Annotated in this window: 13 protein-coding genes and 1 tRNA gene; 8 read left to right on the top strand and 6 right to left on the bottom strand. The window is 68.1% G+C overall.

What is annotated here, in order from left to right; genetic code table 11:
- The first annotated feature begins 20 nt into the window (after window positions 1-20).
- From HARCEL1_RS04065 to HARCEL1_RS04055, 3 genes are all read left to right on the top strand, one after another.
- Window positions 21-1,103, top strand: coding sequence for a glutamate--cysteine ligase (locus tag HARCEL1_RS04065; protein ID WP_108381312.1), 1,083 nt, complete (start codon window positions 21-23; stop codon window positions 1,101-1,103).
- A gap of 63 nt (window positions 1,104-1,166) precedes the next feature.
- A complete protein-coding gene (locus HARCEL1_RS04060) occupies window positions 1,167-1,628 on the top strand; it encodes a winged helix-turn-helix domain-containing protein (protein WP_108381311.1) in 462 nt (153 codons plus the stop codon).
- Window positions 1,629-1,698: 70 nt separating this feature from the next.
- Complete coding sequence (locus HARCEL1_RS04055; RefSeq protein WP_108381310.1) at window positions 1,699-2,175, top strand: phosphopantetheine adenylyltransferase; 477 nt, start codon at window positions 1,699-1,701, stop codon at window positions 2,173-2,175.
- Between the two features lie 29 nt (window positions 2,176-2,204).
- Here HARCEL1_RS04055 and HARCEL1_RS04050 read toward each other — a convergent pair whose 3' ends face one another.
- A complete protein-coding gene (locus HARCEL1_RS04050) occupies window positions 2,205-2,513 on the bottom strand; it encodes a cyclin family protein (RefSeq protein WP_108381309.1) in 309 nt (102 codons plus the stop codon).
- Between the two features lie 88 nt (window positions 2,514-2,601).
- Between HARCEL1_RS04050 and HARCEL1_RS04045 the strand changes: the two genes are divergently transcribed.
- Window positions 2,602-4,008, top strand: coding sequence for a single-stranded-DNA-specific exonuclease RecJ (locus HARCEL1_RS04045; protein WP_108381308.1), 1,407 nt, complete (start codon window positions 2,602-2,604; stop codon window positions 4,006-4,008).
- A gap of 53 nt (window positions 4,009-4,061) precedes the next feature.
- A tRNA-Met gene (locus HARCEL1_RS04040) sits at window positions 4,062-4,136 on the top strand.
- A gap of 429 nt (window positions 4,137-4,565) precedes the next feature.
- Here the strand turns inward: HARCEL1_RS04040 and HARCEL1_RS04035 are convergent.
- The 5 genes from HARCEL1_RS04035 to HARCEL1_RS04015 form a co-directional block, all read right to left on the bottom strand.
- On the bottom strand, window positions 4,566-6,419 hold the full coding sequence (locus HARCEL1_RS04035) for a DUF2070 family protein (RefSeq protein ID WP_108381307.1): 1,854 nt from the start codon (window positions 6,417-6,419) through the stop codon (window positions 4,566-4,568).
- A 74-nt stretch (window positions 6,420-6,493) separates the two neighbouring features.
- The gene (locus HARCEL1_RS04030) at window positions 6,494-7,051 is read right to left on the bottom strand and encodes a GMP synthase subunit A (RefSeq protein WP_108381306.1); all 558 of its coding nucleotides are present in this window, start codon (window positions 7,049-7,051) and stop codon (window positions 6,494-6,496) included.
- A 44-nt stretch (window positions 7,052-7,095) separates the two neighbouring features.
- Window positions 7,096-7,605, bottom strand: coding sequence for a DUF7097 family protein (locus tag HARCEL1_RS04025; RefSeq protein WP_174182919.1), 510 nt, complete (start codon window positions 7,603-7,605; stop codon window positions 7,096-7,098).
- A gap of 96 nt (window positions 7,606-7,701) precedes the next feature.
- Window positions 7,702-8,652 (bottom strand): TIGR00269 family protein, encoded by a 951-nt coding sequence (locus HARCEL1_RS04020; protein ID WP_108381304.1) that lies wholly within the window; start codon window positions 8,650-8,652, stop codon window positions 7,702-7,704.
- 84 nt (window positions 8,653-8,736) lie between these two features.
- Window positions 8,737-9,528 (bottom strand): class I SAM-dependent methyltransferase, encoded by a 792-nt coding sequence (locus tag HARCEL1_RS04015; protein WP_108384070.1) that lies wholly within the window; start codon window positions 9,526-9,528, stop codon window positions 8,737-8,739.
- A 133-nt stretch (window positions 9,529-9,661) separates the two neighbouring features.
- On the opposite strand from HARCEL1_RS04015, the gene HARCEL1_RS04010 reads away from it, so the two are divergent.
- From HARCEL1_RS04010 to HARCEL1_RS04000, 3 genes are all read left to right on the top strand, one after another.
- Entirely contained in the window at window positions 9,662-10,951 is a 1,290-nt protein-coding gene (locus HARCEL1_RS04010; RefSeq protein WP_108381303.1) for a receiver/sensor box histidine kinase, read from the top strand.
- Window positions 10,952-11,020: 69 nt separating this feature from the next.
- Window positions 11,021-11,608, top strand: coding sequence for an SPFH domain-containing protein (locus tag HARCEL1_RS04005; RefSeq protein WP_108381302.1), 588 nt, complete (start codon window positions 11,021-11,023; stop codon window positions 11,606-11,608).
- 89 nt (window positions 11,609-11,697) lie between these two features.
- On the top strand, window positions 11,698-12,246 hold the full coding sequence (locus tag HARCEL1_RS04000; RefSeq protein ID WP_159077011.1) for an SPFH domain-containing protein: 549 nt from the start codon (window positions 11,698-11,700) through the stop codon (window positions 12,244-12,246).
- Window positions 12,247-12,264: the final 18 nt, after the last annotated feature.

The raw sequence follows: 12,264 nt of genomic DNA, 5'->3' as shown, positions 1-12,264 counted from the left end.
CGGCCAATCACCGTCACTCGATGGAGACGAGTTCTGCCGCCGCTTTCGACCGGATGGGGACACTCGGCGTCGAAGAGGAGTTTTTCGTCGTCGATCCCGCGACCGACCGCCCGACATCGGGATCGGACGAACTCGTCTACGAGGACCCACCCGAGGGTGACCTCGCCGATCGGATCGACCACGAACTGTTCAAATGCGTCCTCGAAGTGCAGACGCCGCTGATCGAGTCGATCGACAGCGCACCCGAGGCGATCCGATCGACGCGTAAGGACCTCTCCGAGCACGTCACCGACCACGGCTACGGCCTCGCCGCCGCGGGGCTGCACCCGGCGGCGAACTGGCAAGAGCTCGAACACGCCGAGAAGCCCCGGTACAAAGAACAACTCGACCGGATTCAGTACCCCCAACACCGCAACACGACCGCCGGCGTCCACGTCCACGTCGGGGTCGACGACGCCGACAAGGCGGTCTGGATCGCGAACGAACTCCGGTGGTATCTGCCGATCGTGCTGGCCGTCTCTGCGAACTCGCCGTACTGGTGTGGGATCGACACGGGCCTGCAGTCCGCACGCGCGAAGATCTTCGAGAACCTGCCGAACACGGGCGTCCCGACCGCCTTCGAGGACTTCCAGGCGTATCTCGACTACGAGAAGACGCTGCTCGAAACGGACGCGATCGACGATCGCGGCGAACTCTGGTTCGACGTCCGCCCCCACGGCGAACACGGCACCGTCGAGATTCGCGTCCCCGACACCCACCACGACGTCGAGCGCACGATCGCGTTCGTGGAGTATTCCCACGCGATCGTGACCGATCTGGCCGAGCGCTACGAGGACGGCGCGGGGGCGGGCGCGTGCCGTCAGGAACTGCTCGACGAGAACAAGTGGCGCGCACTGCGCTACGGGCGGGACGCCGAGTTGCTCGAACGGGGCTGTACCGGCGCGTCCATTGCGATCGGTGACGTCGTCGACCGGGAGTGTGACCGCCTCGACGTCGAGGGGTTGCGTGAGGTCTACGAAGGCCCGAGCGGCGCGGCCAGACAGCGCGAGATTCGCGACTCGGCGGGCATGGACGCGCTCTGTGAGGCGCTGCGGATCGTGTGAGCCAGGGACACACACCCAAACCCTCTTGGTACCGCCGAACTTGTGTTCGAGTCACGAGGACACATGTCCGGGGACAGTTTAGACGATACGACGGGGGACGACGATTGTGAACTCGAACAGAGCGCCGACCGGGCGATCGAGGAGTTCGACGAGCGCGTCGTCGACCTGCTCTCCTGGATCCTCGAAACCGAGACGCGCGCGCGGATCTACATCTTTCTCCGCCAGCATCACGCTGCGACGAGCCAGGAGATCGCTGACGGCACCGGCCTGTATCCGAGTACGGTCCGGGAGGCGGCCGCCGAACTCACCGACGAAGGCGTGCTCACACGGCAGAAACGCGAATCCGACGGCGCTGGCAACAATCCATACGAGTACGACGCCATCGCGCCGTCCGAACTCGTGGGCTCGTTCGTGGGCGACATCCAACAGCAGTTGAACGCGCTCTGTGATCTCGACGCCGAACTCGGTCTCGAACCCTCCGAAGACGAGGGCGTCACCATCTCGGTCGAGGGCCCCGACGAGTGAGCGGTCGTGGGCGATCGATGATTCGAATCGACCCGCAAGTCCCTAATCCGGGGGCCCCGAGTCGGTGTGTATGCAGGTCGCGCTCGGCGGAACCTTCGACCCGATCCACGACGGCCATCGGGCGCTGTTCGAACGGGCGTTCGAACGGGGCGACGTGACCGTCGGACTCACCAGCGACGCGCTCGCGCCCGAAACACGGGCCGAAGACCGCCCGGTGCGGCCCTACGACGCACGCGAACGGAATCTCCGGGCCGAACTCGAACCGATCGCTGACGCGCACGGCCGGACCTATGAAATCGTCGAGTTGGACGACCCGACCGGCGTCGCGACCGAGCCAGGGTTCGACGTGCTGGTCGTCTCGCCCGACACAGAAGCGGGCGGGCGGCGCATCAACGAACTCCGTCGCGAGGAGGGACACGACCCACTGGAGGTCGAAGTCGTCGACTTCGTCACGGCCGAGGACGGCGACCCGATTTCGAGTACGCGCATCGTTCGCGGCGAGATCGACGCCCAGGGGCGGTTGACACCCGACCGCGAGGGTCGCTAACCCGCCGTAGCGTTTCCGAAATCACTCACCTACCAGCCAGGTGTTTCGAAGCCCGCCGCCGCGAGCATGTCTCGATACCGTTGCTGGATGGTGAACCGTGAGACGTCACACACCTCGGCAACCCGTTGCTGGGATCGGGTCTCACCGGTCGTCCGGCCCGCGACGTAGAGGCTCGTGGCGATCACCGCGGGTTTCGAGCGGTCGGCGTCGGGGCGGTGTGAGAGATAGAGATCGGCCGCTCGGCTCGCGGTCTCCTCGTCCAGATCGAGGTCCTCGGCGGCCGCCTCGATCGACGCCAGGGCGTCGGCCGCCGCACGGTGGTCGCTGGCGCGGTACACACGCTGGCTTCGAGCGGTCGGCCCAAAGCCGTTCGGATCGCGAGCGCGGTTCCGAACGGTTTTGACGCGCCCACCCCTGGCCAGAGCGATGGCACCGGTCGAGGCCCTGACCGATCACGCCGAGCGCTGTGCACGAACGCTCGCTGACGCCGCCGACGTGCGCGTCGTCACCCACGACGACGCCGACGGCCTGACCGCCGGCGCGATCGCCGCCGAAGCGCTCGACCGGGCGGAGATTCCGGCCAGCGTCCGCGTCGTCGACGGCCTCTCGACCGATCGGATCGAATCGATCGCCGCCGACGGCGGGACGGTCTGGTTCACCGACATCGGCAGTGGGCAACTCGACGCGATCGCCGCCCAGTCGGACTGGACGCCCGTCGTCGCCGATCACCACCAGATCGCGGACGCGTCGATCGACGCCCACTGCAATCCGATGCTCGCCGGCCTCGACGGCGCGAGCGACCTGTCGGGGGCCGGCGCGGTCTACCTCGTGGCACGCGCACTCGTCGGGTCCGAAGCGCGCGACCTCGCCGCCCAGGCGGTCGTCGGCGCAGTGGGCGATCGCCAACTGGTCGACGGCGAACTCGTCGGGGCGAACGCGGCGATCGTCGACGAGGGCGAAGCGGTCGGCGTGATCGAGCGGACGACCGATCTCGACGTGTTCGGCCGACAGACGCGCCCGCTCCCGCAGGTGCTCGCGAGCGCATCCGTCAGTATTCCGGGCGTCCTCGACGACCCCGCGACGGTGACGGCCTGGTTGGCCACTCACGTCGACGATCCCGACCAGCGATGGGCCGACTGTGCGCCGGCGACCCGCCAGACGATCGCGAGCGCGCTGTTCCAGGCCGCGATCGAGCGCGGCGTCCCCGCCGACCGGATCGACGACCTCGTCGGGACGGCCTACACGCTCGCCCGAGAGCCCGACGGGACGGCCCTCCGGGACGCCGCCGAGTTCGCGACACTGCTCAACGCGACCGCCCGGTACGACGAGAGCGAAGTGGGGATCGCGCTGGCGCGAGGCGAGCGCGGCGACGTCCTCGATCGCGCTCGCGAGTTGCTGGAGACCCACCGCGAGAACCTTTCGGCTGGCGTCGACCTCATGCTCGATCGGGGGACGACGACCGAGACCGCGATCCAGTGGGTCGATCTGGAGGACGCGGTCCGCCCCACGATCGTCGGCATCGTGGCCAGTCTCGCGCGCTCGGAACTGCCGGATCGACCGATCATCGCGTTCGCGGACGACGACGGCGATCGCAAGGTCTCGGCGCGCGGACCCGCGCGACTCGTCCGGGCGGGCCTGAACCTCGGCGTCGCGATGGACCGGGCGGCCACCCACGTCGGCGGCGAGGGTGGCGGCCACGACATCGCCGCCGGCGCGACGATTCCTGCGGGCAGCGAACGGGCCTTTCTCGACGAAGTCGACGCGATCGTCGCCGAACAGGTCGGCGGGGCAGAGGGCGGCCCGGCCGACACTGCGGACAGCGCCACGAACTGACAGACGGCGACCGAATCACAACCCTTAATGGTCGACCTGGGTTACGATAAGTCAGCGGGATGGGATAGCCAGGAGATTCCGGCGGGCTCATAACCCGCAGATCGGTGGTTCAAATCCACCTCCCGCTACTGTTTTTGCGGACGCAACGACGAGGAGCAAAGCGACGAGTCCTGCGTCCGCACTTCGGTGGGGGGATTTGAACCAGGGAACGACCGAGCGCCAGCGAGGAAGTGACCGTGGTTCAAATCCACCTCCCGCTATACCACCTTTTTCTGCGTCGGGTCGCCGACGGCGACCGCTCCTTGAAAAAGCTGGACCAAAAAGACCTGCTGGCTCAGCCTTCGGCTTCGCCAGCAGTGAAACGGCGGCCGAAGGCCGCCGTATGCTTACTCCACAGGTATTTCGGTTTGAGCCAGAGAACATGGTGAAATTGCGATCTCGAACTGCGAACCTTGAAACCGAAAGCGGGCAACAGGAGACTGACCAGGGCCCCTATTGAGTCTCGCCACCCGATGCTGACCGTGAGTGCCAGGCAAGAAACGATCGAATAACGACGATCAGATCGCGACCAGCAAGACCGCCGTCACGATCGCGAGCAACGCGACGAACGTCGACGCGAGCGCGATCCCGAACGGCACGACCGCCGTCCCCATCGTCGCGAGCGCCTCGGTCCGATCGTTCCCGAACACACCGACGCGAACGCGATCGGACGCCATGCCGGCTTCGACGGGTTCGCAGTCGGCCAGCGCCTCACTCACGAGGTCGTCGATCAGCGCAGTCAACGCGCCCGGATCGATTGGATCGCCGACCTGGTTTTCGGCCTCGACGGTGTTGACGGCGTGTGTATCGGAGGTCATCACCTCGACGAGGTCGGGCCCATCGATCGCTGCGACGATCCGATCGCGCAAGCCCGGGTCCATATTGTTGCCGTCGATGAGCACGTAGGCCGTGGTCTGGCCGTCGACATCGAGCACGGCGACGCGAATCCCCAGCGGGCCGATCCCGTCGATCGTCCCCCAGGGGGTCTCGCTGCTGGCGGTCCCGAGACTGAGCGGTCCGCGGTCGGCGCTCGCGAGTCGTTCGCCGATCGACTCCGCGCCCTCGATCAGGTCGAACGCGCGATCACACCCCGGGACGACGTGCCCGAGATTCTCGCCCTGCAGGCCATCGTTGGAGTTGTGCGCATCGATTAGTGCGACGTCTTCGAGCCCGTTCTGACGCGCCTCAGCGACGGCCGCGAGGCCGACCGCGTAGTCGACGTCGTCCGCAAAGGAGGGCGCGAACGTCGAGACCACGAGGGCGCCGTCACCGATGGCGTGACCGGTCAGCGTCGCGTCGCCCGCCCCGACGCGGTGACCCACCGACGCCGTCGACGAGGTCTCGATGCGCGCGTCGAGGTCCTCGACACAGTCGAGAATCGTCTCGACGTCCGCTTTCGAGACGAGATTGAAGTCGTGGCCCGCCGTCGCGTGGGGCGCGAAACTGAGCCCCTCGCTGTGCGCGTCGGCGCGGATCGGCCAGACGCCGCCGCCGACCGACCCCATCGGGCCGGGGTGAATTATCGGCAGGACGAACCGGGCTTTCTCGGTGCCGTCGGGGCGGCGAAACACCGCGAGCGTGACCGGCACGAGCGCGTCGTCACCGACCGCCGCGAAAAACTCCTCCAGGTCGTCACGACCGTCTGCGAGGTGGCCCAGAAAGCCCGCGACGAAATCGAGTGCGCTCACGCCAAAGGAGAGCCGCCAGGGGAGATCGAGCACGTTGAGATACAGCCAGCCGAACACGCCGTAGACCCCACAGAGCACGCCGAGCAACAGGAAATGGTCTGGCTGGCCCGCGATCGGGAGGTGGGCGTGATCGGGGCGGTACAGAAACGCCTCGAACAGCGGAGCCTCGACGTTGAGCGCGCGATACGTCCCGCCGTAGACGAACACGAGCGCGGCCGCCGCGACCGTCTGGATCGAGGCCGGAATCGCCGCGACGACGATCGGGTGGCGCGAGACCGCGTAGATCACGATCAGGCGCGCGAGAAACAGCGTCGCGAGCGCGATCATCAGCGCGTCGATCACCGCCGACTGGCCGAGATCGGTGACGAGACCGATCGCCGCAACCGCGAGCAGCATGACGACGACGATCGCTTCGCTGACGACCGCGAGCAGTGCCGACCGATCGATCGACAGTGTGCCCCCGAACCAGCGATCGATCGGCGCGGTCAGCAGGCCCGCGACGACCGTCGGAATCCCGACGAAGAAAACACCCTGCCAGAGGTCTTCGAGCACGAACGAAGCGTCGAATGCCACCACGCCGACCAGCGCCGCGACGACGACGGCGACGGTCAGACTCCGATGCCATCGCGGTGCTCGAAAGATGAACTGCGAGAGACTCGCCAGATCCCCCTGTGTGGCCGTCATCCCCAGAACGGTCCGCGTGATCGGGAATAAACCTGTTCACCTCTCGCGAGCGTTGGGGCCCCACCAACCGGCGATCACCGGTCGCAGATCGCGACGAAGTTCTCGAACAGTTCCTCACCGCGCTCGGTGTGGGCGACCTCGGGATGCCACTGCACGCCGTACCGGTCGCGATCGGTGTCGCTCATCGCCTCGACGCCACAGACCTCGCTGGTCGCCGTGCGCTCGAACCCGTCGGGAACGCTGGTCACCTGATCGGCGTGGCTCGCCCAGGTACGGGTCTCGGGGGCGAGCGATCCGACGAGCGGATCGTCGGCGTCGAGAATCTCGACGGTGACGTCGGCGTACCCGCCGTACTCGCCGCTGCCGACTGTTCCGCCGGGGAGATGGGCCGCCATGAGTTGCATCCCCAGACAGATCCCGAGGACGGGGCCGTCGAACGCCTCGACGTAGGCGTTCGAGTTGCCGATGTCGGCGATGTCGGGGCCACCCGAGAGCACGAGGCCGTCGGCGTCGAGTTCGTCGATCGGCGTCGAGTTCTCGCGAATTTCGACGTCGACGCCGAGGTCGCGAAGCGCCCGCTGTTCGAGATGGGTAAACTGGCCGTGATTGTCGATGACGTCGATGCGAGTCATACCGGGAGTGGCCGCCACGGGCACAAAAATTCGCGGATCGCGGGCTACTCGCGGCGTTCGGCGGCGGTCTCGAAGTCGGCCTCGCGTTGTTGACGGCCGACGCGGTGTTCGCGTTCGGCGATCGCCTCGGGGTCGGGCGCGACGTCGTCCGCGATCGCGCCCCACGAATCGTGAACGGTCGCGTGACACCACCGACAGAGCGTGACGGCGATCTCGTGGGCGGGCCCGTCGCCGTCGGGGTAGACCAGGTGATGGGTCTCCAGGAGTGGACGGTCCTCACCGAGACCGTCACGCACTTCGTCGAGTCCACAGCGCGCGCACGCATCGGCGCGCTCGACGTGAGTGAGTTCGGGACAGTCCTGCCAGGACCCGTCGGTCGCGGGGTCGCCGTACGGACACCGATAGTCGCGCTCGCGCAGGCGGCGCGTGAACTCCCGATCGGCGTCGGGAGCGCGTGCCGCGAGGCGACACCGGCCCTCGTCCGTCAGATGATCGCATCGCTCGACGTGGGCGTAGGGGTCTGCGACGCCAGAGACGTCCGGTTCGCGAGCCACACGCAGTCTACGCTCGCGAGGGTGAAAACGCCTCGACTCCCGCCGTTGATTGCCGTCGTCCGGGCAGTGGCCGGTCGCCGTCCGAACCGCAAGCGCTCACGCCGACAGTGCGGCCTGCAGTTCACACGCCCGACAGCGGTCGTTGCCCGATGGTCGTCCACAGTCCTCACACCGACCCGTCGTCGCGGCCTCGCGATCGATCGCCGCGAGTCGGGCGAGGCGTTCGTACCCCGCCATCACCGAGTGACGCGTCCCGGGGTGGCGATCCTCGACGTCGAGCATCAACTCCTGAATCTCGCCGCGGAACGATTCGGCGGCGTGTGGACACTCCGTGATGTGAGCGGGCAGTCCGTCCAGGCGGGCGTACAGCGCGACCTCCTTTTCGGGGACGTCACGCAGCGGTTTCGCCCGTGGGACGTGCGGGCCGGGGTCGGCACGCTCGTCGAGTGGCCCCAGACTGGCGTCGAAATGACGGGCCATCTGGTCGACGTCGCCCTCGAAGAGGTTCATCAGCGCGGTCTCACACTCGTCGTCGAGGTTGTGACCGGTCAAGAGGAGGTCGGCGTCGGCCGATTCGGCGACGTCGGCGAGGATCGCGCGTCGAAAGACGCCACAGTACGCACACGCGGCCATCTGTTTCGGGTCGTCCTCGACGACGTCGTCCATACGCACGTCGAACGTCTCCGCAAAGGATCGCTCGGTCAGCGGAATGTCGGCCTGCTCGGCCAACGCGCGGGCGGCCTCCAGACTCTCGTCGCGATAGCCGTCGATGCCCTCGTGGACGGCGATCCCGCGCAACTCGACGCGGCGATCCGCCCCGAGCGTCTCGGCCAGGATCGCCCCCAGCACCGCGCTGTCTTTCCCACCCGAGAGCCCGATCAACCACGTCTGGGGATCGTCGGCCTCGGCCTCACCCAGCAGGTCGTCCTCGCGAATGCGCGAGCGGACGCGGTCGCGAACGCTGCGAGAGAGATGCTCGTCACAGAGATGCTGGCCCGAGTAGGCCTGATAGGCGACGGCCGCGCTCGAACACCGATCGCAGTCCATCGCCCCCTGATACCGGACCGACGCGGGAGAGGGTTTCGACCCCGGGTGAATTCACCTGGGAGCGGGGTGGGCGGCGGACGGCCGTCAGGGGACGCGCCCGACGGTGACGTGAAACGGAATCCGTTCGGTGCGCTCGTATCGGCGGTCGGCCATCTGGTCGATCACGGCCCGGCCCATCGTGCGCCACTCGCGTTCCAGGGCTTCGTAGGTCGCCTCGTCGGTCGGCCCGGCGAGGATCGTCGATCGATCGACCGCGAGGCCCGCGCCCGTCGCCTTCCGACGAGCGGCCTCCACGGCGCGGTCGTCGTACGGGGGTGCGACCCGGAGCACGTGATCGTAGCGCGCCCGACCGACGACGTCCAGACCGGCCGCCTCGAAATGATCCGCTGCGTCGGCGCCCAGGCCCGCGTCGGTCTCGACGCCGGCGAGATACCGGGCTCGCGCACGTTCGGCGAGGGCGGCCTCACCGTCCACGGTGGACTCGACGCGCACCGCGGCGTTGTCGGGTTCGATCGCGGCGACGTGATCGCTGGCGACGCGCGCCCACTCGGTGAGCGCCGCGGTCGGATCGGGCAGGTTGACGAGCAGCGCCTGACAGGCCACGAGAGCGATCGATGCGTCGAGAAATGGCAGACGGAGCGCGTCGCCGGCGATCCGGGGTGGGGCGACCCGATCGAGCAGGGCGTGATCGGCGTCGAGCGCGATCACCCGGCCCGACGACTCGGCCCGCAGCACGCGGGTCAACACACCGGTTCCCGCCCCGACGTCGAGAATCGAGTCCCGCTCTGCGAGATCGAGGGAATCGAGTGCCGACCGGTCGTCGGCCCACATCCCCGCCCGCGTCGATCGAAGGTATTCGGCGTCGAACCGGCGCACGAGCGCGATTGACGGGCCAGGCGGAAAGGGGTCGCGGTGTGACCGGTCGGCGGCGACCGGCGTGACGGGGCGGTCACACCGGCCGATCCGCCAGCAGACTTTTGCGCTCACCCGTTGTCTCCATCGATCGAGGATGAACAGGGAGGACTCGATCGTCGTCGTGCGATCCGGATCGACGCGACCCCAGGGCAGTACTCTTACGACGCCAGTCGAGATCCTCCCGGTCGAGGACGTGCCCGCCGCGCTCGCCGCCGTCGAAGGCAATCCCGCGTACGTCGTGGGCCGTGAGGCCGCCGACGGCGATCTGCGGGCCGCGATCCAGGCCGGTATCGACGGATCGGACGTGGATCACGACCGGACCGCCGAGCGCGTCCACGAGGTGACCGCCGTCCTGCGGGAAGTGAACCGCTCGCTGGTTCGCGCCGAGACCCACGAAGCCATCGAGCGCGCCGTCTGTCGCCAACTGATCGATTCCCCAGCCTACACGGTCAGCGCACTCGGCGTGATCGAAGCCGACGCCTTTCAGATCCGGGCCGCCGCCGGGCCGGAGACCGTCCGGCCGCCACCGTCGGTGTTCGGCCCGGGCGTCCAGATCGTCCCCGCCGACCGGACGACACTCGGCCCCGACCACCGCCTCGCGACGGTGCCCGTCTCGAACGACGGCGTCCACTACGGGTTTCTCGTGCTCGGGACCGACGACGGGGCCGCCTTCTGTGGGACCGAACGCGAGATCCTCGCTGACCTGGGCTCGACGACTGCCCACGCGATCGACGCCGTCGAGATCCAGCGCGAACTCCGGCGGAAAAACGAGCGGTTCGAGCACGTCACCCGCGTGTTGAGTCACGATCTTCGGAATCCACTCCAGGTCGCGATCGGCGTCACCGACGCGATCGCGAGTCGAGACGACGACCGTATCGAGCGCCTGGAACACGCCCTCGACCGCATCACGGAGTTGCTCGACGACATCCTGGCGATCACGCGCGAGGACACCGTCACGCTGAATCGGAGTCAGATCGATCTCAGCCGGGTCGCCCGGGCGGCCTGGCAGACCGTCGACACCGGTGCGGGCACACTCGACGTCGAGAACGAACCGACGGTCGTCGCAGACGAGACGCGCCTTCGACAGGTCCTGGAGAACCTGTTTCGCAACGCCATCGAGCACGGGCCCCCGGGCGTGTGCGTCCGGGTCGGCGGGACGGATCGGGGCTTTTTCGTCGCGGACGACGGCCCCGGTATCGACCCCGCCGATCGCGATCGGGTGTTCGACCTGGAGTACTCCGGCAGCGAGTCGGGGACTGGCCTCGGCCTCGCGATCGTGGCCGAGATCGTCGAAGCCCACGGCTGGGAGATCGAGATTGCGACGAGTCGATCCGGCGGCGCACGGTTCGACGTCCACACGACCGCCGCGCCGCCGGGCCAGTGAGCACGACGGGATCGACGTCGGTCCACCGCCAAGCGGAGCGCCTTTCCGGTGGGCCGACGAGGGTCAGCCATGACGGGGGCGTCGATGATCGGACTCGCACTCGGTGGACTGGGAGCGTGGCTGACGAATCCACTGGTCTGGGGGCTCGCCCTCCTCGTCGGGAGCGGCGTCCTCTTCGTCGGTGGCACGCCCGTGCGAAACGCCGAACGAGCCGTCGTCTGGCGATCCGGCGAGATCGATCGCATCCTCGATACTGGCATGCATCTCACCGTCCCGCTGCTCGACGGGGTCGCCGTCTTCGACATGCGATCGCATCTGTTCGAACTCCGCGACCAGCAGGTGACGACCGCCGACGGGCGCTCGCTGTCGGTCGACGCCGACGTGTACGTCCGCATCGAGGACGTCGAGCGCGCGGCACGGGCCCGGCGATCGCACACGGACGACGACCAGGAAATCGACGTGCTAGCCGCCGAGGCGCTCGAACGGACCGTCGCAGACCTCGACGCCAGTGAGGCCACCGTCGAACCCCAGAAGATCGTCGTCGGGATCTGTGAGCACCTCGAACGGGCGCTCGCGGATCGCGGGCGGGTCGTCGACGACGTCGACGTGATCGACGTCACGGAGGCGTCGCCCGCGGCCTCGATCGGCACGGCGTAGTCGATCGGCGCGACGGCCGGCCGCGGGACCGCACCGATCGACAGACACGGACCGAGGCCGTTTTCGGGCCGTCGGTCGTGGTCGTCGATATGCTGCTGCTTGTGCTCGGCGTCGCGCTCGCGATCGCCGTCCTCGTCGTTGGCACGCTGCTCAGCGTGACCCGCGTCGGCCCGGACGACTCGGCCTACCGGTTCGTCCGCGGTGAACTCCGCGGCCCCGTCGACCCAGGCTGGACGATCGATTTCAACGAGCTGTACGCCGTCGAGGTCGTCGACACCGAGATGGGCCCCCTCGAATACGACGTGCACACCGTCACGTCCGACGACGTGGGCGTGACCGTCTCCGTCGAGGGCACGATCGAAATCGACGACGTCGAAGGGTTCGTCAACCCCCACGCCGGCGAGACGAGTCCGCTGTACTACGGCGATCCCATGCACACGATGGGCGCACGCATCGTCAGGACCGGGCGCGAGGAACTCACGGCGTGGTCACTGGACGCGCTGAGCGATGATCGCGAGGACATCGCACGTCGACTCCGGCGGGCGATCGACGAACGGCTTCGCGACGACCCCATCAGCCTCGCACGCCTGGATATCACGGCGATCGACGCGCCGGCGGCGGACCGATCCAGCGCCTGAGGACGCGACACCGCCGTC

It is taken from the genome of Halococcoides cellulosivorans, from assembly GCF_003058365.1.
GTDB classification, from domain to species: Archaea; Halobacteriota; Halobacteria; order Halobacteriales; family Haloarculaceae; genus Halococcoides; species Halococcoides cellulosivorans.
Note: the sequence above shows the minus strand (reverse complement) of the source record. Positions and strands in the feature narration are given on the sequence as shown.

Coding starts and splice junctions, on each gene's coding strand:
- HARCEL1_RS04020 (WP_108381304.1), bottom strand. CDS start 8,652: ATGGACTGCGATCGGTGTTCGAGCGCGGCCGTCGCCTATCAGGCCTAC.
- HARCEL1_RS04060 (WP_108381311.1), top strand. CDS start 1,167: ATGTCCGGGGACAGTTTAGACGATACGACGGGGGACGACGATTGTGAA.
- HARCEL1_RS04005 (WP_108381302.1), top strand. CDS start 11,021: ATGACGGGGGCGTCGATGATCGGACTCGCACTCGGTGGACTGGGAGCG.
- HARCEL1_RS04055 (WP_108381310.1), top strand. CDS start 1,699: ATGCAGGTCGCGCTCGGCGGAACCTTCGACCCGATCCACGACGGCCAT.
- HARCEL1_RS04000 (WP_159077011.1), top strand. CDS start 11,698: ATGCTGCTGCTTGTGCTCGGCGTCGCGCTCGCGATCGCCGTCCTCGTC.
- HARCEL1_RS04035 (WP_108381307.1), bottom strand. CDS start 6,419: ATGACGGCCACACAGGGGGATCTGGCGAGTCTCTCGCAGTTCATCTTT.
- HARCEL1_RS04010 (WP_108381303.1), top strand. CDS start 9,662: ATGAACAGGGAGGACTCGATCGTCGTCGTGCGATCCGGATCGACGCGA.
- HARCEL1_RS04065 (WP_108381312.1), top strand. CDS start 21: ATGGAGACGAGTTCTGCCGCCGCTTTCGACCGGATGGGGACACTCGGC.
- HARCEL1_RS04030 (WP_108381306.1), bottom strand. CDS start 7,051: ATGACTCGCATCGACGTCATCGACAATCACGGCCAGTTTACCCATCTC.
- HARCEL1_RS04045 (WP_108381308.1), top strand. CDS start 2,602: ATGGCACCGGTCGAGGCCCTGACCGATCACGCCGAGCGCTGTGCACGA.